This window comes from Pantoea sp. XY16, from assembly GCF_025153065.1.
GTDB lineage: Bacteria > Pseudomonadota > Gammaproteobacteria > Enterobacterales > Enterobacteriaceae > Pantoea > Pantoea alfalfae.
Genome location: NZ_JANZNP010000004.1, coordinates 35840 through 58025 on the forward strand (window position 1 = coordinate 35840; position 22186 = coordinate 58025).

Consider the following 22186-nt stretch of genomic DNA (forward strand, 5'->3'; position numbering starts at 1 on the left):
AGAGCAAGCTTCTCAGCGACTGTGCTCAGATAAATGCCTCGCTGGCCGATAACAGCTTTATCTTCTCTGATATGAGTCTGCGGACATGCTTAAAAATCTTAAAATAACTCACGGTATTCTGGCGGTGCTTGCCGTCTTTATTACGTTACTGACCCTGACCGGATTTCTGTTCTACAACGGCGTATCCAAAGCCGACAAAAACTTTGTGGCGGCCGAGCAGTTGACGCTGCAGCAGCAGCACCTGAGTGATGCCGTAAAAACCCTGATAAAAACCCGCGTCACCATCAACCGCGTGGCGATCCGCTTCCTGAAAAATCAGCAGGACCCAAAATCCCTTGCGGCGATGGCTGCGCTGCTAACACAGGCAGGTCAGTCAGCGGAAAAAGCGGATGCAGACTTTAAAGCGTGGCAGGCGATGCCGCGTAAAGCAGGACAGGGCGAAGCCCAGTCAACGCAGGTTCAGACTGCCTATCAGCAGATGCGTGACACCATGCTGGCCTCCATTACCTTTCTGAAGCAGGGCAACTACCCGGCGTACGGCAATCTCGAAGCACAGGCGGCGCAGGACCAGCTCGACACGGCCTATGAAGCCTGGCGTGCGGTGAACATCCAGCTCATGAAAGATACCTCTCTGCACAACCAGCGCAGCCTGACCGACGCGCTCTGGGCGCTGCTGACTATCGGCCTGATTACGGCTGTGATTGGTGTGGCAGTCTGGATGGGACTGCAGAAGCTGCTGATTAACCCGCTGGCCAGGCTGACCGCGCATATGCGCGCTATCTCGGCCGGTGATTTAACCTCTGATATTCAGCACGAGGGCCGCAACGAGATGGGCCAGCTGATTCAGGAGCTGCAGCAGATGCGCGATGCGCTGGTGGTCACCATTACCTCGGTCGATGACGCCACCCGCTCGATCTTCACGGGTGCAGCGGAGATTTCCGCCGGCAGCACCGATCTCTCCTCGCGTACCGAACAGCAGGCAGCCGCGCTGGAACAGACCGCCGCCAGCATGGAGCAGCTTACCTCGACGGTGAAACTCAACGCAGACAATGCGCAGCAGGCGACCACGGTGTCGAAAGAGGCATCAGCTACGGCTCTGCAGGGCGGTGAGACCGTTGCCCGGGTGATCGCCAACATGGATCAGATCAGCGAAAGCTCGAATCAGATCGCCGGTATTATCGCCATTATCGACAGTATCGCCTTCCAGACCAATATTCTGGCGCTGAACGCTGCGGTTGAAGCCGCGCGTGCCGGTGAACAGGGTCGTGGATTTGCGGTGGTGGCGGGTGAAGTGCGCTCGCTGGCCGGACGCAGCGCCAGCGCCGCGCAGGAAATTCGCGGACTGATCGACCGCTCAGCTGAGCGCATCAAAACCGGTGCCGGTCATGCTGCGCAGGCGGGCACCGCGATGGAGAGCATCGTGAAGTCGGTGAGCCGTGTGACGCAGCTGATCGAAGAGATCGCCGCCTCCTCGACGGAACAGACCCGTGGCATTGAGCAGGTCTGCATTGCGGTTTCTGAGATGGATGGCGTGACGCAGCAGAACGCCGCGCTGGTGGAGGAGTCAGCCACTGCCGCCGCCTCACTGGAAGAGCAGGCGAGCTACCTGCGTAAAACGGTATCGGTATTTAAAACCGGCACGCTGCATACGGCGTTCTCTGCCGCACCGGTAGCGAAGGCGATTGTTGTGCCAAAACGTCAGCCTGTCGCTGTGATGGATAATGAGAACTGGCAGACCTTCTGATAATGGAACGTCTGACGGATCACCGCGCATGCGACAGTGCTCCGGTTTTCAGCATAAAAAAACCGCCCCTGGAGGCGGTTTTTATTCACTCAACGCATCAGGCCGGAACGGACTGTGCCTTCTGGCTACGGGACCAGACGCGGTGCGCTTTCATCGCCTGCGTGAACTCTGACATCAGTGCGCTCTCCGCCGAGTCGCCCTGCACAATACCTTCTTCCTGATCGGCATCTTCCAGACCGAACTGCGCTTTAAAGCGACGCGCGTTACCCACCAGACCAATCACCTTAAGGTGCTTGTAGGCTTCCAGCAGGAAATAACGGGCATCGCCGCTTAACAGCAGGGCATCGATATTGCCATCCGGTACGATGACCGCATCAAAGGTCAGAGAAGGCAGGCCGGCAAAGGTGGCATCAACCGGCAACACAGAGCCGTCATCCGCGCGCACCTGACCCATATGCGGCGCCAGCAGTTTGGCATGCACACCTTCCGCTTTCAGCGCCTGCAAAATCGCCAGCACATCAGCGGCTTTTACACCATCGCTCAGCAGCAGCGCCACCTGACGACCTTTAATCTCACCATCCGGGATAGCGTAAAGGCTCAGGCTGTCATCTTTGGTCAGGCCGTTCACCGCAGCCGGTGGCTGGAGATTGAGCTGCTCATCAGTCAGGGCAAGTCCGAGGTTATCCGCCACGCCCTGCGCCAGTCTGGTATCAATGCGTGCCAGATGATCGACCACACGCTCACGAATATAGGCGCGCGCCACTTTACTCAGCTCAAACGAGTAAGCACCGATGATGTGCTGCTGCTCGACTTCAGTCTGGCTGTTCCAGAACAGGCGCGGCTGGGAATAATATTCGCCGAATGACGGGCTGCGCTCGCGCACTTTGTGGCCCTCAACCCGCTCCTGATAGCTTTCGAAGCCGCCGCCTGTTGCAGCAGGTGGGGTTTCGCGCGGCCAGTTGTCGTTGATTGAGTTCGGCTCGTAGTTTGCCGGATTGGTGTCGATATCCTGACGATGCATGCCCTGACGCTGGAAGTTATGGTACGGGCAGGTCGGTCGGTTGATCGGGATCTCATGGAAGTTCGGTCCGCCCAGACGACTGATCTGCGTGTCGGTATAGGAGAAGAGGCGACCCTGCAGCAGCGGATCGTTGGAGAAATCCAGACCCGGCACGATATGGCCAGGGTGGAACGCCACCTGCTCGGTTTCGGCAAAGAAGTTGTCCGGGTTACGGTTCAGCACCATCTTGCCGACAATTTCCACCGGCACCAGTGCTTCCGGGATCAGCTTGGTGGCATCCAGAATATCGAAGTCGAATTTGAACTCATCTTCTTCCGGGATCAGCTGCAGGCCCAGCTCATATTCCGGTAAATCACCCGCTTCAATCGCTTCCCACAGATCGCGGCGATGGAAATCGGGATCGCGACCGGTCAGTTTCTGCGACTCGTCCCACAACAGCGAGGCTTTACCCGCCACCGGCTTCCAGTGGAAACGGACAAAGGTCGCTTTGCCTTCGGCGTTAATCAGGCGGAAGGTGTGGATACCGAAGCCTTCCATGGTGCGATAGCTGCGCGGAATGCCGCGGTCTGACATCGCCCAGATGACGTTATGCATGGTTTCCGGCTGCAGAGAGACATAATCCCAGAAGGTATCATGGGCACTCTGGCCCTGCGGGATTTCGTTGTGTGGCTCTGGCTTCACGGCATGCACAAAGTCAGGGAATTTGTGCGCATCCTGAATGAAGAATACCGGCGTGTTGTTGCCGACCAGGTCAAAGACACCCTCTTCGGTGTAGAACTTGGCGGCGAAACCGCGAATATCACGCACGGTATCAGCCGATCCGGCACCGCCCTGAACCGTAGAGAAACGCACGAAAACCGGCGTGGTCTGCTCGGGATCGCTGAGGAACTGCGCTTTGGTCAGATCTTTCAGGGAGCGGTAAGGCTGAAAATAGCCATGTGCGGCAGAGCCACGGGCGTGCACGATGCGCTCCGGGATACGCTCATGGTCAAAGTGCGTGATCTTCTCACGCATAATAAAGTCTTCCAGCAGCGTCGGACCGCGCGAACCGGCACGCAGTGAGTTTTGATCGTTGGCGATGCGTGTGCCCTGGTTGGTTGTAAGGGCGCGGTCGGTGCCGTTTTTACGGCTGGCTTCAAGCTGGTCAAGTTTGGCGTTGTGCGTCTGTGGTGCTTTCAGGCTGCCTGGGGCGGTAGGCTGCTTGCCTGGCGGGGTCGGTTCGGCTGGGGGCAGATGCGAACCATCTTTCGGTGCCAGCGATCCCAGCCCCGGCTCTGATGATTCCGGGCCGGTGGTCGGTGCGCGTTCGCTCAGGGGTTTCTTCTCAGTTTCTTTCGACATTAATTCATGCTCCAGCTGGTATTTTACGTTCGGCGACACTAAATATAGAACAACCTGAACAATGCTGAGGTTAATTCGGCCATTTAACTGTAGTGACAGCGCCTTTTTCATCCGACAGCAAAACCGGGCTTATCGCTGACTGCTGATTATCGTTTCGCTTATTTACACCTTGTGCCGTCTGGCTTAGCGGCCTGTCAGCTCGCGCCTGCTGTGCTGGCAACGCGCTTTACAACCCCGTCAGATTGCTCTGCGACAGGAGAAGGCTATGCACCAGAAGATGACTGTGAACATTAAAAAAATTAATAGGGCGACAGGCAGATTTAGGTTGAATTGTGAAATGTTATATCATAACATTTCATCCTGTTACATGAATCGGGGATCGGGCTTTGAAAAATCATGCAGGTAAATGGATAGGAATCGCAGGCACGCTGTTAATCAGTCAGCAGGCGCTGGCACATGGTACGCATGCCCATGGAAAACCGCTGTCAGCGATGGAGCAGAAGGCGGCTGAAGGCATTTTCGCTGACAGCGATGTAAAAGATCGTCCGCTCTCTGACTGGGACGGAATCTGGCAGTCGGTCTATCCGCTGCTGAAAAGTGGCGAGCTGGACCCGGTCTGGCAGAAGAAAGCCCAGCAGGACAACAGTAAAACGGCAGAACAGTACAAGGCCTATTATCGCAAAGGCTACGCCACCGACGTCGATACCATTGGCATCGAAAATGGCGTGATGGAGTTCCATGTCGGCGATAAGAGCAGCGCCTGCCACTATCACTATTCAGGGCACAAAATCCTGACCTACACGTCCGGGAAGAAAGGGGTGCGCTATCTGTTCGAGTGTCAGGACGCCAGCAGCACCGCCCCGAAATATGTGCAGTTCAGCGATCACACCATCGGGCCGCGTAAGTCCGCCCATTTCCATATCTTTATGGGTAACGCCTCTCAGCAGGCCCTGCTGGCGGAGATGGACAACTGGCCAACCTATTACCCTTACCAGATGTCGAACGCACAGGTGCTGGATGAGATGCTGCACCACTGAGTGCCGGGGCGGGGGCTGATGGCGTGCTGGTCAGGGCGGGTTTTCATTATTACCTTTCGCCGCCTTTATCCCACCCACACCGGGCGGCGTGAGGCAGGGATGCCGCGCACCACCCGCTGATATGACTCCTCAACCAGCTGCTGAATCAGGCCTGGCGACAGGCCGTCGCCGGGATAAACCGTAATCCAGTGGCGCTTATTCATATGGTAACCGGCGGTAATCGAGGGATAGATCACCCGGTGCAGCTCCGCCTGTTGCGGTTCGCATTTCAGGGTGATAATCGGCACGCCCCGCAGTTCGGTCAGCAGTAAAAACACTTTCCCACACACTTTAAAAACCTGATGTTCCGGCCCGAACGGATAGCCCGATTCGGCGGCGGGCAGCCGTTCAGCTGCGTCGATAGCGATACGCTGGATCGCGTGACCCTGCATAGTCTCTCTCCCTGTCATTATTCACTCTGCCTCTGTGGCCCGCGACTGGCTGGTCGCCAGAGGCCTGTTACACTTCTGATAAGCATCAATCAGGAGCAGTCATGAAATTAGGCTTTGCATGTAAGTATCTCAATAGCGACGGCAAACAGTTTTTCCCGTTTCGCGCGACTACCCGTAAACGATTTCTGAGTTTACCGCACGCTGAACGTCACCAGCTGGTTCATGAGATCACCGTTACCAATCTCAATAATCTCTACCTGACGCTTGAGCATCTGGCCACGTTACCCGCGCCGCTGCGAATGATGCGTATCGGCAGCGATCTGCTGCCGCTTTATACGGTGCCCGAAGCGACGCCGTTGTTTGCGGAATTCCTGCCTGAACTCTACCCGCTGTTTGCCCGCTGTGGTGAGCTGGCGCGGGCGCATGACATCCGGCTCTCATTCCATCCGGGCCAATATACCGTGCTGGCTTCCGACAATCCCGATGTCGTGGTGCGAGCCCTGGAAGATGTGGAGTATCACACGCTCTGCGCCTGTCTGATGGGCTACGGCAAAACCTTCCAGGATTTTAAAATCAACATTCATATGAATGGTAAGGCGGGATTCGACGGCTTTAAACACTCATTTAATCAGCTCAGCCCGGAAGCGCGACTGATGCTGACGGTGGAGAATGATGAGATTTCCTGCTCGCTGGATGATGTGCTGCAGGCGGCACCCCTCTGTCCGGTCGTGCTGGATATCCACCATCACTGGGTAAAAGAGAGTGAGTTTATTCAGCCGGATGATGCGCGCGTTGCCAGAGTAATCGACTCATGGCGCGGCGTGCGGCCGGTGCTGCACTATTCGATTTCGCAGGAGGGGATTATTCCGCAGGCGGGCTGGCCCGATCAGCAGCAACTGGGCGTGAGCAAAAGCAAACTGCGGGCGCACTCCGACTTCTTTTTCAATCCGACGCTGAATGGCTGGGCGCTGTCGTTCCACGCTTTCGACATCATGTGCGAAGTGAAAATGAAGAATCTGGCGCGGGAGCCGCTTTATCAGTGGGGAATAACGCAGAAGCTGATAGAGAATCCCCTGGCCGAAGCGACCAGGGAATCGGCAAACGTTAAATAATCGCCACGCCGCCCGTGACGGCGATGGTCGCCCCGGAAATGTAGCTGGCTTCATCACTGGCCAGCATCACATAGGTTGGCGCCAGCTCAGCAGGCTGACCGGCACGCTGCAACGGTACTTCACTGCCAAAGGTCTTCACCTGTTCAACCGGCATGGTCGACGGGATCAGCGGTGTCCAGATGGGGCCGGGCGCAACCGCATTGGCTCGGATGCCTTTTTCCGCCAGCAAGGCGGCCAGGCCACCGGAGAAGTTAACGATGGCGGCTTTGGTGGCGGAGTAGGCGAGCAGTTTCGGTTTCGGCTGGTCAGCATTGATCGAAGCCGTATTAATGATCGACCCGCCTGCAGGCATATGTTTTGTGGCCGCTTTAGTGATGTAAAACATCGCGTACAGGTTAGTCTTCATCGTCCGATCAAACTCGTCGTCGCTGATCGCATCCAGCGAGTCGCGCGTCATCTGATACGCCGCATTATTCACCACAATGTTAATCTCACCAAAGGCTTCAACGGCTTTATCAACCAGCGCGTTGCAGTGTGACGCATCGGTAATGTCGCCGGGCACCAGGACGGCTTTCTGACCGGCGGCCTCAACCAGTCGGGCGGTATCCTGCGCATCCTCATGCTCATCAAGATAAGAGATCAGCACGTCAGCACCTTCCCGGGCAAAAGCAATCGCCACGGCCCGGCCAATGCCGGAATCGCCGCCGGTAATAATCGCTTTTTTACCCGCCAGACGGCCTGAACCCTGATAACTTTCTTCACCATGATCGGGCTGTGGCTGCATCGCGGCGGTGCTGCCAGGCCACGTCTGCTGCTGCTCTGTGAATGGGGGTTGTGGACGCTGAGTGGATGACATGACTTCTCCTCCGTAAAAAATGGAAAAACCTGTCAGGGCATTGGTCCCTGACAGGCGGGTAATTATGGTTTCGGTGGCGTAACGCCATCAATCTGCTCTGACTGTGCACCGGAGCCGGGACGGGCATTGCCCAGCAGCGGCTCATCACCCAGAATCTCGGGCTGCTGCTTCGCGCTGAACTGCCCATGACCATCGTAAGCCGGGCCACTGCTCCAGCGACCTTCCGGCAGCGGTTTGTCCAGTGAGGTATTCAGGCAGTAGTACGAGTGCTCCTGCGCCTCATGTTCCTGCGGGAAGCTGTTCGGGATCGGCAGCGATGCGTTCAGGCCACCCATCTCTTCGATCACCGCCAGCCACTGCTGCTGGTGCATCGTGTCACGGGCGATCAGGAAGGAGAGGAAGTCCTTCATCCCTTTGTCTTCGGTCATGTTGTAGAGCCGGGTAGCCAGTACGCGGCCGGTGGCTTCTGCAGTGACGTTAGCCAGCATATCGGCCGCCACGTTGCCGGAGGCGTAGATGTGGCTCATGTCGAACGGCATGCCGTTGGCATTCACCGGCATCGCAGCCAGACCGGAAGAGAGGATATGGCGTGGGTTCATGCCGCCCAGAATGGCATTAACCACCGGGTCTTTGGCTGACGCTTCCTGGTAAGAGAGCGGTGCGCCTTCAAGGTTCAGCGCCACGGCGTAGCCCAGCATTTCGATATGGCTCAGCTCTTCGGTGGCGGTGGAGATCAGCAGATCCCGAATCCGCACATCACCCCGCGCGCCCATCGCCTGGAAAAAGTATTGCATCGCTACACGAATCTCACCTTCGACGCCGCCGATGGCCTGCTGTAACAGCATGGCAAACTCTGGATCGGGCTTCTCTACACGAACCGGGAATTGAAGTTTTGATGAATGATGAAACATGATTATTTTCCTCGTCTGTGTTTGCAGTAGATGCAGAAAAAGCCTGGACACAGATATCGGATAAATAAAGCGAACCGAGAGCAATTAATCGCAATTTAAGGTGAAATAAGCGGCAAAAACGGTAAATAGTAGAGCTATATCTGGTCCGGCAGGGCAGGCAGTACGGGAGGTGAATATAGAAGCGGGTGATGCAGTGCAGCAGAAATAAAAAAGCCCCTTTAAAAGGGGCCGATTCCGTAGTGGAAAAGCATCCGTGCTAATTCGCGTTCCGTCATGACAGACACAGGTTTTTAGCTTTCGCTGGTGGCCGTTGCACGCTGCAGAACATGTTCAAGAGCCTGACGGTAAATATCCTGCTTAACCATGTCGCGCTCGCTCTCCAGGCGGTGAATCAGACCCAGCACAATGTCTTTATCGGAGACATGGGCTTTGGCTCGCGCAAGTTCAGCATGAACTGCGGCGATCACCTGTTTTTCTGTGGTCAGCGCTGTACCAGAGTTCATGAAGTAATCAGAAATCTGAGACTCTGTATTCATCGTTGTTTGCATGTCAGGCCTCATAAGAAATTGGGAAGGAATGCGTTGATTCAGATCCGGTAACCGGCTGACGCAAAAAAATTGCATCTGAAGGTGGAAATCCACAACACCTTCAGATGCGGTGCAAAGCACGCTCGTTACAAGTGATTTAACATCACGAGGTAAAGTTATACAAAAATGGCAAAGTTGTACAATAAAATTTGACAAAAGATCACTGGTCAGATGTGTTGAGGGAAAGATGGCACACAGGACAAAGCGAGGCTTTCACTCTTTATGTTATATTATTCAGTGAATTAACAGGGATTTCCCATAAGATGATAACGTCTGCTGGTGAGTGCCAGCTATTTTTCTGCCGTCCTGTAAAACGATACAATAGCCGTTCAGGCAGACATTTTTGCAAAAAACCTGTACAGCCCGTACAGGTTTTTTTGCGCAGGAAAAGCGGACAACGCAACACAGCTGCTGCAATCCTGTCCGCCTGACAGGTCATGCCACATAATTCACTTCCCACGCCTGATGCAGAAGGCTAAGGTTGAGCCCTTATTCATCACAAGGAAATGATCATGGTTCACGACTATTTTGCGATTCCGCCTGCGGGCGTGACGCAGGAACAACATAAACGTTCAGTGGCTGTGGCAGCGGCGCTGTCAGTGGCAAAGGAATCCGTCAGCGCTTCAACGTCAGCAACCGGTTCAAAAGCCTCCTGGGACCTGCAGGCCGTGGCGAATGAAATTGGTAATCTGGCCGATGCGATTCAGGATGCGCTGGAGAGTGATAGCCAGGCTTAAAGGCTAATCCGCAACGTCTCAGACGGCTGCCGGGACGGGGCAGGGGATGGCAGTGTTCAGGAGCCGGTAACGTCCGGTGAGCGGACGCTGCCGGAGAGTCCTATTCCATCGTGGGTGGCTCATATTTAATATACTGACGCAGGGCGTCATGGATTGCCTGATTATTGCCTTCCTCCAGACCACGTTCGGCATATTCTTTCGCCAGCGCGGCCAGCACATCGTCAAATTTCCCTTTGTAGTTGAGATTATTGAGCGCAATTTGCTGACCGAGTATCGCTTTTAATACCGTGGTCTCAACCGTTAACTGCGCAACGGCTTCTTCCAGATGTTTAATTCTATCGTCGTCTGTCATAACCCCTCCATGCCTTAAAAAAGGCAGAATAACCAGCCCGCTCTGAATATTCAAACCTCGGCGAATGCCACAGAGACGTTGTCAGATTTTCCTTAAGTAAAAATAATCAGCGGGTGAATTTATAAGATTAGTTACTGAAAGAAAAAACGCTGATATTCCCGTGCTGCGGCAAAAGTAACCCGTTTCCGCTTACTCTCACAGCAGTGAGAAAAAAGAGGATTAAAAAAGTGTATTACCATCAACTCCTTTGCTTAAAAATGTTCCGTGTCACTTGATTAAAAGGGGGATTAGCTATTACTGTATTTATATACAGTAATCTGAGCAAGGAGTGAAATTGTGGAATTCATTAAACCTGCGGACATTCGCGCCGTTATGCCTTTACCGCTTTATATCGAACGTGTGCCGTGCGGATTTCCCTCCCCGGCGCAGGATTATGTCGAACAACGTATCGATCTCAATGCGCTGATGGTGCAGCATCCCAGTGCCACCTATTTTGTCCGCGTCAGCGGCGAGTCGATGATTGAGGCGGGCATTAACGATGGTGATATGCTGGTGGTCGACAGCTCGCTCACCGCCTCACACGGCGATATCGTGGTGGCCGCCGTCGATGGTGAATTTACCGTTAAACGTCTTCAGCTTCATCCCTGCCTGCAACTGATGCCGATGAACACCAAATTTAAACCGATCGCTATCCAGACCGAAGATGCGCTGGAAGTGTTTGGTGTTGTGACCTTTGTTATTAAATCGACGCACTGACCATGTTCGCGCTGGTCGATGTGAACTGCTTTTATGCATCGTGCGAAACCGTTTTCCGGCCCGATCTGAAAGGCAAACCGGTGGTGGTGCTGTCGAATAACGACGGCTGTGTGATTGCGCGCAGCGCCGAGGCAAAAAAAGCCGGCATTAAAATGGGTGCACCCTATTTTAAAATGCGTGAAGAGCTGACGCGTCATGCGGTACAGGTCTTCAGCTCAAATTACGCGCTCTATGCCGACATGAGTGAGCGGGTGATGACCATCCTCGAAGAGATGGCTCCCTCGGTGGAGATCTACTCGATCGACGAGGCGTTTATGGATCTTACCGGCGTGCAGAACTGCATGGCGCTGGAGACCTTTGGCCGGCAGGTTAAAGAACGGATCCGCAAAGAGACCCATCTGACCGTCGGCGTCGGCATTGCACAGACCAAAACGCTGGCTAAGCTGGCGAATTTTGCGGCCAAAAAGTGGAGCAAAACCGGCGGCATTGTCGATCTGTCGGACCCCGAACGACAGAAAAAGCTGCTGGCGCTGATTGATGTGGCTGACGTCTGGGGCGTAGGGCACCGGATCGGCAAACGGCTCAACGCCATGGGCGTTATGACGGCGAAAGATCTGGCCGATCAAAGCACCGAATCCATTCGCAAACAGTTCAGCGTGGTGATGGAGCGTACCGTCAGAGAACTGCGTGGCGAATCCTGCCTGGAACTGGAGTCAGTGACACCGGATAAGCAGCAAATCATGTGTTCCCGTTCGTTTGGCAGCCGCATCTCCGATTATGACCAGATGCGTGAAGCCGTCTGTGCCTATGCTGAGCGTGCGGCAGAGAAGCTACGCCGCGGTAACCAGTATTGCCGTCAGGTGGGGGTCTTTGTGCGTACCAGCCCGCATGCTACGGATGAACCCTTTTATGGTAATCAGTCTACCGGCCAGTTGGTCATCCCGACACAGGACACGCGCGATATTGTCGGCGTTGCGATGGCGTGTCTGGATAACATCTGGATTGAGGGGCATCGCTATATCAAGGCGGGCATCGTGCTGGGGGATTTTTTCAGTCAGGGCGTGGCCCAGCTTGATCTGTTTGACGAGCATCAGCCGCGCCGCAACAGCCAGGAGCTGATGCAGCTGATTGATAAAATTAATAAAATCGGCAGCGGAAAACTCTGGTTTGCCGGGCAGGGGATCAACAAGGCCTGGGCAATGAAGCGCGAGATGCTGTCACCTGCCTATACCACGCGGGTAACGGATTTGCCGGTGGCGGCGGTTAAGTAGGCGCGGGTCCGGCTTCCTCTGTTGCTGACGTAGCAGCAGCTGTTATACGCTTTTTTATCACGCGATTAAAGTGACAGGAAGTGATGCTTTGCCTGGCCCGATGAGTAGTTTTTCATCGGGCATTTTAAAAAAATAACCACGTAAATATAGTGGGTTTCAGAGCGTTTGAAGCCAGAGTCATGCTCTGGCCTGCAATACATTTCACAGCAATCATTCAATCCCGCCACCATGACGACGATGAGATTTATGTGGTCGACGGCAACAGCACTATAAAAACCCGACTCTTTTTATGTTTTGCTGACAATGAGCACCACGCCAGCCTGCTTATTAAGCAGTCTATGTTATGGCTGATTAAAATAAACACGCAGCAACGGGCAGATCGCCGCAAAGAGACCGCGTTATTATCTGAGTAAATCGTGACCGGTTTGCTCTGTAACCTCTGCCGGGTTGCAGGGTACAACCGGTTACTCCCCTTGATCATCAGGCGACAGAAACGGACAGGCGTCAGTGTCAGGCCGCTATCTATACTTGTTACCCATGCCTGGGATAGAATCCGGGCTGATTCTGACAGGAACGTCCTTACCAGACCGGTAACAATGATCATGACAGCGACAGCGCAAAAAAACAAAGAGCGGGGACGTCCCAGAGAGTTCGATATTGAACAGGCTCTGGATCACGCCATGATCGTTTTCCGACAAAAAGGGTATCACGCCACATCAATAAGCGATCTGGGTGAGGCGATGAACCTCTCTGCTGGCAGCATCTACAAGGCCTTTAAAGATAAGCGCTCGCTCTTTCTGCAGGTGTTTGAACGTTATCTGTTGCTCAGAAATACCGAGCTGCGCCGTCGTCTGGCACCCTGTGTCAGCGGACGGGAAAAAATAACCGAGCTATTGCAGTTCTATCTTGACTCGGCGCGCGCCATCGAAGGGCGGCGCGGCTGTCTGGTCGTTGCCAGCGCCATTGCGCTGCAGACGATGGATCAGGCGCTGGGGCAGCGCATTGATGAGGTGGTTCAGCGTAATCAGCGCTTCCTGGTCTCGCTGCTGGAGCTGGGGCAACGGGATGGCTCAATCGATAACACACTGGACAGTGAAGCGGCAGCCGGTTTAATCCTCTGCATGGCATACGGTATGCGGGTTGCAGGCAAGGTCAGCGATGTGACCAACGAACAGCAGACGCTGGCGCTGGCATTGAAAGTGCTGGGGTAATCATTACGGGGAGGGGCATCAGTAAACCGGCATTTCCCCGCCCACGTTTTTCGGACAGAAAAAGTCTGCAGTGCGCTTTTCCCGACGCTGTTTATGTGCCAGGCTTTTACGCTTTATTCTGTAGCGTAGAAAATTAAGGCCTGCTTCGTGAAAACCTCAATCTTACTGACACTCGTCGCCGCTATTGGCTGCTCTGTCTTTGCTGCACAGGGGGGATTTGAAACCCGCGCAGTGAAACATCCGCTGCAACAGCAGGTGACGGAAAGCGGAGAGCCCTGACGCGCTGACAGAAGTCGCTGGCAGAGAGCGTCCGCTGCTTAACGGCCAAACAGCAGGCTGATGAGGGCACGGTAATGACGCTCCTCTTCCTGCGTGGACGCTGTCTCCAGCCGACGGAGAAGTTTGGTGCAGATCGATTTACGGTTTACGTTCCCGCCTGCATGCAGAATTTCCACCACCACCTGACCCAGCGTTTCCTGCTGTGAGGGCAGGCTTGCCGCATTAAAATAACGGGCAATATCGTCTGCCGTCCGCGGCAGTCTCTGGTTCGGGTACATGGATAATTTCCTGTGAGGTGATGGAAAAACGATCGGCTTGCGCCAAAGTTATACAAAAAAATCGAATCTGTATAGCTATTTCAGCGCAGGACCGGTGGTTTTCGTGCGATCTGCATAGCTTCTGGCGATAAACAGAAAAAATGCAAAAACTGGCGTGATGCCGCGGAGTGGTGAGTGGCACCAGGCGAGGCCTGGCACCCTGAACCGACAGGACATTCTTTAGCACATTAGCGGTAATCTTTAAGGTAAACCGGCGCCTGTCCGGTTTCAACCAGCCAGTTTAATTCGGCGCGGTCGCGCGTTGAGGCCTCGATAAAGCCTTTAAGCCAGTTGCGTGTATCAGCAATCTGCGCGACGCGCTCATCGCTGCGTTCGTTTTCAGCCATTTCAGCCAGCTGGCGAATCAGTGATACCAGCGTGATCTCCTGCTCTTCAAACGCCAGATTAATGGCGGCTTCACCAAGAATGATATGACCGATTGTTTTATCATGGTAAACCATCAGCGACCTCCTGATTGAATAACGATATGAATAGTCTAGTTAAAGGTCATCCGGACTAAAAGATCGGAAACCGCCGATAAACACAGTTGAAATGATTAAAAAATAAAATGAACCTTTAAGCGAAGCGATAAGCCTCTAATAAAAAAGAATAAAAACAGAGTTCTGTTTTACGGGTAAAAGAGCTTGAGCTATTAAGCTGGTTAAAAAGGGTAGGGGTTGCCTGAAATTCAGATAAGTAATAAGCAGGTGAATCACGATTACTGTCATGTTGACTGCCATATTATGGCTATAACATAACGGATATTTCTGATTCGAATCGGCAGGTGGCGGGAAGCTTCGTTCGTACCACATGTTGCGCTAAGCACAGGAAAAAATAAAGCCGCCCGTAGGCGGCTTTATTAAATGAACGATAGTGCCCGGTTTATTTCTTCGGTACTTCAGAAACCGCTTTAACGTCCGCTTTATTAATCTGTTGCTTCACGCCATTGGCGTCGGTGTAGGCCAGCAGACCGGCATCTGACTCAGAAGGCTTGCCATCACTAATAATGGTACGTCCATCATTAGTCTGAATCGCATAACTGGTACGGGTGCAGCCGGTTAATACGGTCATACCAATCAATGCGGCGAGAGGTAAAATCAGCGCTTTTTTCATCTTATTCACCTTATATTAGTTGTCGAGTTCACTCATATTACTGATCTCATTGCGATTGATCTGCTCAGTTTTTCCTGTCTGAGCATCGCGATAAGAAACCAGGCCAGTATCTGAATCGATCTGCGGTTTACCATCAGTGACAATGGTACGGCCATCAGTGGTCTTAATTGACTGATTCGAGGCGCAGCCTGCAAGCGTACCTAAAGAAAGCGCCAGCAAAGCAATGGCTGACAGGGATTTCATTTTCATTTTTTTTAACTCCATGAAGTATAACCAGACGTTTACAGCATAGACGGCTTTATAGAGTTTGCTGACCCTGTCACGTTTCGCTGCCGGTTTTTTAGACAAAAAAGGGGGGTGTAGCGATTATTCACGGGAATGACGGTGGGGAATAGCATTTATTGCAAATGTGCACGGCTGTTTATGCCGTTTCAGCAGAGGCATTACATGGCCTGAATAAAAGTGAGGTCAGGGTGGAAAATAAGCACGGCAGCCGGAGCAGATATTCTTCGTTAAAGCCAGCGTCGCCATAGGAGTAATCGTCTGCACCAGCGTTAACGGCTGCTTATATCCGCTGGCCCGATACCCTGATGACTATCGGGCCAGTGAAGAAGGGGATCAAAGAATGGAGTCTTCGCCGGCTTTGGCTGCCGCTTTTTCCGCTTTCATGGCGCTGACCGGATCGGATGCGCTCAGCCAGCGATCAAATTTCTGGTAGGTGTCGATAAAGGTTTTAAAGTAGCTGCTGGCGACGGTGGCATTCTCTTTGTGGTTCATAAACGCCACAGCCAGCTTAAATGCATCTTCGTTATCAAATTTCATATTTGTTTTCCTCGCTTAAGATCTATAGAGCGTAGCCTGAGAACGCGGTCTGTGCATTCAGACAACCGCCTGAAAATGCGGAATAATTCAGGCGGCATGACAGCATCCACCAGATTGGCGCGGATTCCCACTTACTTCGCGCAAAATCCTTCTTATAATGCCAGCTTCACTCGTGAAGGAGACCCGCTTATGTTGAAAGGATTGACCGTTGCCGCGGTGCTGTTGCTGTCGGGCTGTAGTCTGATGCATAAACAGCCACCGTTGCCGCAGACCCTGCATTATCGCTGTGGAACCCTGCCCCTGACCGTGACACTGGATGAGGCGAACGAGCAGGTGAGCTTCATCATGGATGGCCAGCCCCTGACGCTGAAGCAGACGGTATCGGCTTCCGGCGCACGCTACAGCGACAACACCTATGTGTTCTGGTCCAAAGGAAACGGCGCATTTATCGAACGTAACGATAAAATCGTCGTGAACGATTGTGAGCTGCAACCTGCCAGCTGACTCTTTATCTGAATAGGCGAGCATTATGAGCGACAGCGAAACGCTACACACCATTGCCCATCTGCGGCGTGAATATACCCGCGGCGGATTGCGTCGTAAGGATCTGCCGGATGATCCGATTACGCTGTTTGAACAGTGGCTGAGCCAGGCGTGTGAAGCAAAACTGCCCGATCCCACGGCAATGACCGTGGCCACCGTGGATGAGCAGGGCCAGCCGTGGCAGCGTATCGTGCTGCTGAAGCACTTCGATGCGCAGGGCATGGTGTTTTACACCAATCTTGGCAGCCGCAAGGCGCTGCAGCTGGCGCACAATCCACGTATCTCCCTGCACTTCCCGTGGCACTACCTGGAGCGTCAGGTGATGGTGCTGGGCGAAGTGGAGAAACTGTCGCCGCTGGAGGTGCTGAAATATTTCCACAGCCGCCCGCGCGACAGTCAGATTGGAGCCTGGGTGTCGAAGCAGTCGAGCCGTATTTCGGCCCGTGGCATTCTGGAAGGGAAGTTTCTGGAACTGAAACAGAAGTTCCAGCAGGGTGATGTGCCGCTGCCCAGCTTCTGGGGTGGATACCGCGTGAAATTTCACACAGTGGAGTTCTGGCAGGGCGGCGAACATCGCCTGCACGATCGTTTCATCTATCAGCGCGATCGCGATGGCTGGAAAATCGACCGTCTGGCACCCTGAATCTGCATGATTTCCCCCTATCAGCGCTGGCACAGAAGGCGTCAGCGCTTTATGCTATAGCCCTCATTTTTTTCGATTCCGCAACTCAGCGGAAAGCTGTGTACCAGCATAGGTGCAGTCTGATCAATTTGGAGTCAGTAATGACCAGCAGTAACCTGATACAACAATTGCAGGAGAGGGGCCTTATCGCCCAGGTGACGGATGAAGACGCGTTAACAGAGAAACTGGCGCAGGGGCCAATTTCGCTCTATTGCGGCTTTGACCCCACTGCTGACAGCTTGCATTTGGGCCATCTGGTACCGCTGCTCTGCCTGAAGCGTTTTCAGGATGCCGGCCATCAGCCGGTGGCGCTGGTCGGGGGTGCAACCGGCCTGATTGGCGACCCGAGCTTCAAAGCCGCAGAGCGTAAACTTAATACCAGCGACACCGTCAACGAATGGGTTGAGAAGATCCGCCAGCAGGTGGCGCCATTCCTCGACTTCGATTGCGGCAGCAACAGCGCAATCGCCGCCAACAACTACGACTGGTTTGGCAGCATGAACGTGCTGACCTTCCTGCGTGACATCGGTAAACACTTCTCCGTTAACCAGATGATCAATAAAGAAGCGGTGAAGCAGCGTCTGAACCGTGACGATCAGGGCATCTCCTTTACCGAATTCTCTTACAATCTGCTGCAGGGCTATGATTTCGCCTGCCTGAACGAGCGTCACGGCGTATCGTTGCAGATTGGCGGTTCCGATCAGTGGGGTAACATCACCTCCGGTATCGACCTGACCCGCCGTCTGCATCAGAACCAGGTCTTTGGTCTGACCGTTCCGCTGATCACCAAGTCTGACGGCACCAAATTCGGTAAAACGGAAGGCGGCGCAGTCTGGCTCGATGCGAAGAAAACCAGCCCGTACAAGTTCTATCAGTTCTGGATCAACACCGCTGACGCCGATGTCTATCGCTTCCTGAAGTTCTTCACCTTCCTGAGCATTGAAGAGATCAACGCGCTGGAAGAGGAGGACAAAAACAGCGGCACCGCGCCACGTGCGCAGTATGTGCTGGCTGAGCTGGTAACGCGTCTGGTGCATGGCGAAGCGGGTCTGTCGGCGGCAAAACGCATCACGGCCAGCCTCTTCTCTGGCTCCGTGAGCGACATGACCGAAGCCGATTTTGAACAGCTGGCGCAGGATGGTATGCCCACTATCGTACTGGGCGCTGACGACGATCTGCAGCAGGCGCTGGTGAAAGCCGAGCTGGTGCCGTCTCGCGGTCAGGCACGCACCATGATCGGCTCCAATGCCGTTTCTCTGAATGGTGAAAAGCAGTCTGACGCGGAATACCGCTTCAGCGACAGCGACAAACTGTTTAACCGCTTTACGCTGCTGCGTCGCGGTAAGAAACATTACTGCCTGATTAACTGGCAGTAAGATTTCAGGGCCGGTTTCCGGCCCTTTTTTATGGCAAGGCAGGACAGGGCAAACAAGTGAAAAATATTTTAGCGATTCAGTCGCATGTTGTTTTTGGTCACGCCGGTAATGCGGCGGCTGAGTTTCCGATGCGCCGTCTGGGAGCAAACGTCTGGCCGCTGAACACCGTGCAGTTTTCCAACCATACGCAATATGGTCACTGGACCGGCACGGTGATGCCTGCCACGCATTTAACTGACATCGTTAAAGGCATCGCAGATATTGACCGTCTGAAGACCTGCGACGCGGTGCTGAGCGGCTATCTGGGTTCGGCAGAGCAGGGTGAGCAGATTCTGCAGATTGTTCAGCAGGTCAAAGCGGCTAATCCAGATGCCTGGTACTTCTGCGATCCGGTGATGGGTCATCCCGAGAAAGGCTGCATCGTGGCACCCGGCGTGGCGGAGTTTCACTGTAAAATGGCGATGCCGGCCAGCGACATCATCGCCCCGAACCTGCTTGAGCTGGAGATGCTGAGCGAACGCACTGTCACCGACGTCGACGCGGCAGTCGACGCTGCGCGGGCGCTGATTGCCCAGGGACCACGCGTGGTGCTGGTGAAGCATCTGGCGCGCGCCGGTCGTCGCAGCGATCGCTTTGAGATGCTGCTGGTGACGGCGGAAGACGCCTGGCACATCAGCCGTCCGCTGGTCGATTTCGGTGTGCGTCAGCCGGTCGGCGTAGGCGATCTTACCAGCGGTCTGCTGCTGGTGAATCTGCTGCACGGCAAATCATTGCAGGATGCGCTGGAGCACGTCACTGCGGCGGTCTATGAGGTGATGCTGAAAACCCATCAAATGGGCGAGTATGAGCTGCAGCTGGTGGCGGCCCAGGATGCCATCGCCAGTCCAACGCAGCACTTCACGGCAGAAAAGCTGTAATGCATCAGGGCCGGTTGACCGGCCCTGTTCACTCAGGCTAAGCCTTCCGCTTTCAGCGCCGCCTGCACCGCAGGACGTTCCGCAACACGATCAAACCACGACTCCAGCGCCGTAAAGCCGGACAAATCCAGTCCCAGCGCTTTTGCCCAGCGCGTCACCACAAACAGATAGGCATCCGCCACGCTGAAATGCAGCCCCATCAGCCACTGTTTGTCACGCAGTGACGCATCGACATAGCGGAATTTCGCTTCCAGCTGACTGCGCGTCTGCGCTTTCACCTCATCGGAGTAACCCGGGCGAAACAGCGGCCCGAAGCTTTTGTGCAGCTCACTGCCGATGTAGCTGAGCCACTCCACGGTGTGATAACGCGTCAGGCTGCCGACCGGTGCCAGCAGATGACGATCGGGCTTGAGATCTGCCAGGTACTGCACAATGGCAACGCCTTCCGTCAGCACGGTGCCGTCGCTGAGCAGCAGCGCGGGCACCTGACCTTTAGGGTTAATCTGGCGGAAATCATCGCCCCGTTCAGTGCGTTTTGTGGCCAGATCAACGTTCACCTGAGTGAAATCGAGACCGCATTCGCGCATGACAATATGGGGAGAAAGAGAGCAGGCTCCTGCTTTGCAAAACAGTTTCATGACCATGTACTCCTTGTTGCAATGGGATCACAGCATAGTAAAGGCTCAGGGTGGAATTACCAGTGATAAGGATCAGGGATCGATGAGGGGAAAGGGTCAGCAATAAAAAAAGCCGGGCAGAGCCCGGCTGATTCGTATCACGGCAGCGATGACGCCTGCACGTTATTTTTTCGCGTCAGGATCCTGCGCCATGCGGTTCAGCATCGGCGCCGTAATCAGCATCAGCAGGGCGATCACCGCCGTCACGATACCAATCTGCTGGAATACGCGGCTGTAGGTCGCCAGCGAAATCAGTGGATCGGTAACGTTTTCCGGCACCGCCATCAGGTTGGCCACTTTACCGGCAATGACCGCCGCGCCTGCGGTGGTCAGGAACCAGGAGCCCATGATAAAGCCCATCAGACGCTGAGGCACCAGCTGTGCCACCATCGCCAGGCCGAGGCCGGAGATCATCAGCTCACCGATACTCTGCAATGCATAGCTCAGGATCAGCCAGTTAACAGAAACGATACCGGCATCGCTGGCGAACTTCGCGCCCACCGGCAGCACCAGGAACGCCGCGGAGCAGAGCACCATACCAAAGGCAAACTTGTGCGGCATAGGCAGCTTATCGCCCAGCTTGTTGTAGAGCGCCGCCAGCAGCGGACTGGCCAGCATGATCCAGAACGGGTTCAGCGCCTGGAACTGCTCGGGCGCAAAGGTAATGCCGAAAATCGTGTGCTCAACGTTGCGGATAGCAAAGAAGTTGAGTGACGTTGGCATCTGCATGTAGAGCACGAAGAAGAGAATCGCTTCGACCATAAGCAGGAAGGCCACAATCATTTTACGACGCGCCGCGCCCTGCAGTGCAAAGGCTTCTTTAGCAAACACCAGCACGATACCCAGCGCAATGACCGCCAGCACCAGGCGTGCAATGACCTGATGATGCAGCATCCAGTTCGCCAGCGCGATTAGCACCACGACGCCAACCAGGGTCATCAGCAGTTTTCCAACCTGCAACGGTGCAAAGTCCGGCTTAGAACCGTAATCCTTGACCATGCGTTTGCAGAACAGGAAGTTAAACAGGGTGATGATCAGACCGATAACGCACAGTGAGAAGGCAACGCTGTAACCATATTTCGCCGCTAACCACGGGGTGAGCATCATCGAAAACAGTGAACCGATGTTGATCGACATATAGAACATGGTGAAGGCACCATCGATACGCGGATCATCTTTTTCGTAGCAGGTGGAGAGCAGAGAAGAGGGGTTCGCCTTGAACAGGCCGCTGCCCACGGCGATCGTTGCCATACCGATATAGACGATGCTGACGTTATGACCGGAGAATGCCACCAGCGCATAACCCAGCGCCAGCACCAGCACGCCCAGCACAATCACACGTTTCGTGCCCAGCACTTTATCGCCGAGCCAGCCGCCAATGGCGACAAGTCCATAAACCAGCGCGCTGAATGAAGAGAACAGGGTGATGGAGTCTGATTCAGACAATCCCAGTTGCTTCACCAGGTAAACCGCCATAATGGCCTGCAGGCCATAGAAGCCAAAACGTTCCCATAACTCAATCGAGAAGATTAAGTAGAACGCCTTCGGCTGTTTAAACGCATTGAGACTGACAGCCTCATCAGTGTGTTTGTTTGCAGTTGACACATGTACCTCAGTTTTTTCATACCCTGTTTCGGGACAGCAATTAAGTCCGCGTCATGTGAGTTTTTCATGCGCGAGATTGTTATTAGAAGGGAAAAGCGGCGACTAATTTGGCTGATTACGGGCGGCAGGGCAAGAATTTTCTGACAACCTGCCTGAGCTGATAATCCAGAGTTAAAAACCTTATAACAAACTGTTGATCAGGTTTTAATATTGATGGAAAAGAGTATATCAGTATAAATCAACTGAATGCGAGTGAGGCGCTGGATGAATTTAACATTAACTGCTAATGAAGAGTAATTCAGATGAAACGTTTGCCGCAGATTTTATCAGCAGCATTTACAGGAGGTTTCAGGCCATTATTCAGGCAATGTGACGAAAAAGTAAACGTTAACGTGTCTCATCTGGCGGCAAAGCATACAATTGCTGATCGAGAGCACAAACCAGCGATTTAATTCAGAAAGCAAAAGAAGAAACCGATTGCGTTGCTG

General features: G+C 54.0%; 25 protein-coding genes. 12 read left to right on the top strand and 13 right to left on the bottom strand.

All coding sequences use genetic code 11. From position 1 onward, the window contains the following. Positions 1-85: 85 nt before the first annotated feature. Complete coding sequence (locus tag N1689_RS04785) at positions 86-1744, top strand: methyl-accepting chemotaxis protein (RefSeq protein WP_260058126.1); 1659 nt, start codon at positions 86-88, stop codon at positions 1742-1744. 97 nt (positions 1745-1841) lie between these two features. Here N1689_RS04785 and katE read toward each other — a convergent pair whose 3' ends face one another. Next, the gene (gene katE / locus N1689_RS04790) at positions 1842-4106 is read right to left on the bottom strand and encodes a catalase HPII (protein ID WP_260058127.1); all 2265 of its coding nucleotides are present in this window, start codon (positions 4104-4106) and stop codon (positions 1842-1844) included. Positions 4107-4492: 386 nt separating this feature from the next. Here katE and zinT point away from each other — a divergent pair, with 386 nt between their 5' ends. Further along, complete coding sequence (zinT, locus tag N1689_RS04795) at positions 4493-5143, top strand: metal-binding protein ZinT (RefSeq protein ID WP_161732510.1); 651 nt, start codon at positions 4493-4495, stop codon at positions 5141-5143. Positions 5144-5208: 65 nt separating this feature from the next. Here zinT and N1689_RS04800 read toward each other — a convergent pair whose 3' ends face one another. Continuing rightward, positions 5209-5574: an MmcQ/YjbR family DNA-binding protein gene (locus tag N1689_RS04800; protein WP_150012898.1), complete on the bottom strand. Its 366-nt coding sequence runs from the start codon at positions 5572-5574 to the stop codon at positions 5209-5211. Between the two features lie 101 nt (positions 5575-5675). Between N1689_RS04800 and N1689_RS04805 the strand changes: the two genes are divergently transcribed. Next, on the top strand, positions 5676-6686 hold the full coding sequence (locus N1689_RS04805) for a UV damage endonuclease UvsE (RefSeq protein WP_222924089.1): 1011 nt from the start codon (positions 5676-5678) through the stop codon (positions 6684-6686). On the opposite strand, the gene N1689_RS04810 is transcribed toward N1689_RS04805, so the two are convergent. The 3 genes from N1689_RS04810 to N1689_RS04820 form a co-directional block, all read right to left on the bottom strand. After that, positions 6679-7542 (bottom strand): glucose 1-dehydrogenase, encoded by an 864-nt coding sequence (locus N1689_RS04810; RefSeq protein WP_161732503.1) that lies wholly within the window; start codon positions 7540-7542, stop codon positions 6679-6681. The two genes, N1689_RS04805 and N1689_RS04810, sit on opposite strands and share 8 nt — an antisense overlap. A gap of 62 nt (positions 7543-7604) precedes the next feature. Then, positions 7605-8453 (bottom strand): manganese catalase family protein, encoded by an 849-nt coding sequence (locus N1689_RS04815; RefSeq protein WP_161732501.1) that lies wholly within the window; start codon positions 8451-8453, stop codon positions 7605-7607. A gap of 290 nt (positions 8454-8743) precedes the next feature. Further along, positions 8744-9001, bottom strand: coding sequence for a biofilm development regulator YmgB/AriR family protein (locus N1689_RS04820; RefSeq protein ID WP_161732559.1), 258 nt, complete (start codon positions 8999-9001; stop codon positions 8744-8746). 551 nt (positions 9002-9552) lie between these two features. On the opposite strand from N1689_RS04820, the gene N1689_RS04825 reads away from it, so the two are divergent. Beyond that, on the top strand, positions 9553-9777 hold the full coding sequence (locus tag N1689_RS04825) for a hypothetical protein (protein WP_033732545.1): 225 nt from the start codon (positions 9553-9555) through the stop codon (positions 9775-9777). Positions 9778-9877: 100 nt separating this feature from the next. Here the strand turns inward: N1689_RS04825 and N1689_RS04830 are convergent, their stop codons facing one another. Beyond that, the gene (locus N1689_RS04830; protein WP_161732499.1) at positions 9878-10129 is read right to left on the bottom strand and encodes a hypothetical protein; all 252 of its coding nucleotides are present in this window, start codon (positions 10127-10129) and stop codon (positions 9878-9880) included. A gap of 336 nt (positions 10130-10465) precedes the next feature. Between N1689_RS04830 and umuD the strand changes: the two genes are divergently transcribed. The 4 genes from umuD (at position 10466) to N1689_RS04850 (ending at position 13646) form a co-directional block, all read left to right on the top strand. Then, positions 10466-10885 (top strand): translesion error-prone DNA polymerase V autoproteolytic subunit, encoded by a 420-nt coding sequence (umuD, locus tag N1689_RS04835; RefSeq protein WP_013357748.1) that lies wholly within the window; start codon positions 10466-10468, stop codon positions 10883-10885. A 2-nt stretch (positions 10886-10887) separates the two neighbouring features. Further along, positions 10888-12156, top strand: a complete 1269-nt coding sequence (gene umuC / locus N1689_RS04840; RefSeq protein WP_161732497.1) for a translesion error-prone DNA polymerase V subunit UmuC — start codon at positions 10888-10890, stop codon at positions 12154-12156. Between the two features lie 596 nt (positions 12157-12752). Continuing rightward, positions 12753-13367, top strand: a complete 615-nt coding sequence (locus N1689_RS04845; RefSeq protein WP_161732495.1) for a TetR/AcrR family transcriptional regulator — start codon at positions 12753-12755, stop codon at positions 13365-13367. 147 nt (positions 13368-13514) lie between these two features. Continuing rightward, entirely contained in the window at positions 13515-13646 is a 132-nt protein-coding gene (locus N1689_RS04850; RefSeq protein WP_260058131.1) for a hypothetical protein, read from the top strand. Positions 13647-13684: 38 nt separating this feature from the next. On the opposite strand, the gene ycgZ is transcribed toward N1689_RS04850, so the two are convergent. The 5 genes from ycgZ to N1689_RS04875 form a co-directional block, all read right to left on the bottom strand. Then, the gene (ycgZ, locus tag N1689_RS04855) at positions 13685-13924 is read right to left on the bottom strand and encodes a regulatory protein YcgZ (protein WP_161732493.1); all 240 of its coding nucleotides are present in this window, start codon (positions 13922-13924) and stop codon (positions 13685-13687) included. Positions 13925-14151: 227 nt separating this feature from the next. Further along, positions 14152-14424 (bottom strand): hypothetical protein, encoded by a 273-nt coding sequence (locus N1689_RS04860; RefSeq protein WP_260058134.1) that lies wholly within the window; start codon positions 14422-14424, stop codon positions 14152-14154. A 421-nt stretch (positions 14425-14845) separates the two neighbouring features. Next, the gene (locus N1689_RS04865; RefSeq protein WP_010245445.1) at positions 14846-15076 is read right to left on the bottom strand and encodes a YgdI/YgdR family lipoprotein; all 231 of its coding nucleotides are present in this window, start codon (positions 15074-15076) and stop codon (positions 14846-14848) included. A 15-nt stretch (positions 15077-15091) separates the two neighbouring features. Then, positions 15092-15325, bottom strand: coding sequence for a YgdI/YgdR family lipoprotein (locus N1689_RS04870; protein ID WP_010245442.1), 234 nt, complete (start codon positions 15323-15325; stop codon positions 15092-15094). A gap of 369 nt (positions 15326-15694) precedes the next feature. After that, positions 15695-15898, bottom strand: a complete 204-nt coding sequence (locus N1689_RS04875; RefSeq protein ID WP_061062381.1) for a hypothetical protein — start codon at positions 15896-15898, stop codon at positions 15695-15697. A 189-nt stretch (positions 15899-16087) separates the two neighbouring features. Here N1689_RS04875 and N1689_RS04880 point away from each other — a divergent pair, with 189 nt between their 5' ends. The 4 genes from N1689_RS04880 to pdxY all read left to right on the top strand — a co-directional run bounded on the left by N1689_RS04880 (position 16088) and on the right by pdxY (position 19416). Next, complete coding sequence (locus tag N1689_RS04880) at positions 16088-16402, top strand: MliC family protein (RefSeq protein WP_161732489.1); 315 nt, start codon at positions 16088-16090, stop codon at positions 16400-16402. A gap of 25 nt (positions 16403-16427) precedes the next feature. After that, a complete protein-coding gene (pdxH, locus tag N1689_RS04885) occupies positions 16428-17084 on the top strand; it encodes a pyridoxamine 5'-phosphate oxidase (RefSeq protein ID WP_260058135.1) in 657 nt (218 codons plus the stop codon). 140 nt (positions 17085-17224) lie between these two features. Continuing rightward, a complete protein-coding gene (gene tyrS, locus N1689_RS04890; protein ID WP_161732485.1) occupies positions 17225-18499 on the top strand; it encodes a tyrosine--tRNA ligase in 1275 nt (424 codons plus the stop codon). A 56-nt stretch (positions 18500-18555) separates the two neighbouring features. Continuing rightward, positions 18556-19416: a pyridoxal kinase PdxY gene (pdxY, locus tag N1689_RS04895; RefSeq protein ID WP_161732483.1), complete on the top strand. Its 861-nt coding sequence runs from the start codon at positions 18556-18558 to the stop codon at positions 19414-19416. Between the two features lie 32 nt (positions 19417-19448). Here the strand turns inward: pdxY and gstA are convergent, their stop codons facing one another. Together gstA and dtpA are read right to left on the bottom strand one after the other, a co-directional pair. Further along, positions 19449-20054 carry a glutathione transferase GstA gene (gene gstA, locus N1689_RS04900; protein WP_161732480.1) on the bottom strand — a complete coding sequence of 202 codons (606 nt, stop codon included), beginning with the start codon at positions 20052-20054 and terminating at the stop codon, positions 19449-19451. Between the two features lie 162 nt (positions 20055-20216). Beyond that, the gene (gene dtpA / locus N1689_RS04905) at positions 20217-21698 is read right to left on the bottom strand and encodes a dipeptide/tripeptide permease DtpA (protein WP_161732478.1); all 1482 of its coding nucleotides are present in this window, start codon (positions 21696-21698) and stop codon (positions 20217-20219) included. Between the last annotated feature and the right edge of the window lie 488 nt (positions 21699-22186).

What these genes read in the sequence shown, in the direction of transcription:
- N1689_RS04785 (WP_260058126.1), top strand. Translation starts at nt 86, where the DNA reads ATGCTTAAAAATCTTAAAATAACTCACGGTATTCTGGCGGTGCTTGCC.
- katE (WP_260058127.1), bottom strand. Translation starts at nt 4,106, where the DNA reads ATGTCGAAAGAAACTGAGAAGAAACCCCTGAGCGAACGCGCACCGACC.
- N1689_RS04800 (WP_150012898.1), bottom strand. Translation starts at nt 5,574, where the DNA reads ATGCAGGGTCACGCGATCCAGCGTATCGCTATCGACGCAGCTGAACGG.
- N1689_RS04805 (WP_222924089.1), top strand. Translation starts at nt 5,676, where the DNA reads ATGAAATTAGGCTTTGCATGTAAGTATCTCAATAGCGACGGCAAACAG.
- N1689_RS04810 (WP_161732503.1), bottom strand. Translation starts at nt 7,542, where the DNA reads ATGTCATCCACTCAGCGTCCACAACCCCCATTCACAGAGCAGCAGCAG.
- N1689_RS04815 (WP_161732501.1), bottom strand. Translation starts at nt 8,453, where the DNA reads ATGTTTCATCATTCATCAAAACTTCAATTCCCGGTTCGTGTAGAGAAG.
- N1689_RS04820 (WP_161732559.1), bottom strand. Translation starts at nt 9,001, where the DNA reads ATGCAAACAACGATGAATACAGAGTCTCAGATTTCTGATTACTTCATG.
- N1689_RS04825 (WP_033732545.1), top strand. Translation starts at nt 9,553, where the DNA reads ATGGTTCACGACTATTTTGCGATTCCGCCTGCGGGCGTGACGCAGGAA.
- N1689_RS04830 (WP_161732499.1), bottom strand. Translation starts at nt 10,129, where the DNA reads ATGACAGACGACGATAGAATTAAACATCTGGAAGAAGCCGTTGCGCAG.
- umuC (WP_161732497.1), top strand. Translation starts at nt 10,888, where the DNA reads ATGTTCGCGCTGGTCGATGTGAACTGCTTTTATGCATCGTGCGAAACC.
- N1689_RS04845 (WP_161732495.1), top strand. Translation starts at nt 12,753, where the DNA reads ATGATCATGACAGCGACAGCGCAAAAAAACAAAGAGCGGGGACGTCCC.
- ycgZ (WP_161732493.1), bottom strand. Translation starts at nt 13,924, where the DNA reads ATGTACCCGAACCAGAGACTGCCGCGGACGGCAGACGATATTGCCCGT.
- N1689_RS04860 (WP_260058134.1), bottom strand. Translation starts at nt 14,424, where the DNA reads ATGGTTTACCATGATAAAACAATCGGTCATATCATTCTTGGTGAAGCC.
- N1689_RS04865 (WP_010245445.1), bottom strand. Translation starts at nt 15,076, where the DNA reads ATGAAAAAAGCGCTGATTTTACCTCTCGCCGCATTGATTGGTATGACC.
- N1689_RS04870 (WP_010245442.1), bottom strand. Translation starts at nt 15,325, where the DNA reads ATGAAAATGAAATCCCTGTCAGCCATTGCTTTGCTGGCGCTTTCTTTA.
- N1689_RS04875 (WP_061062381.1), bottom strand. Translation starts at nt 15,898, where the DNA reads ATGAAATTTGATAACGAAGATGCATTTAAGCTGGCTGTGGCGTTTATG.
- N1689_RS04880 (WP_161732489.1), top strand. Translation starts at nt 16,088, where the DNA reads ATGTTGAAAGGATTGACCGTTGCCGCGGTGCTGTTGCTGTCGGGCTGT.
- pdxH (WP_260058135.1), top strand. Translation starts at nt 16,428, where the DNA reads ATGAGCGACAGCGAAACGCTACACACCATTGCCCATCTGCGGCGTGAA.
- tyrS (WP_161732485.1), top strand. Translation starts at nt 17,225, where the DNA reads ATGACCAGCAGTAACCTGATACAACAATTGCAGGAGAGGGGCCTTATC.
- gstA (WP_161732480.1), bottom strand. Translation starts at nt 20,054, where the DNA reads ATGAAACTGTTTTGCAAAGCAGGAGCCTGCTCTCTTTCTCCCCATATT.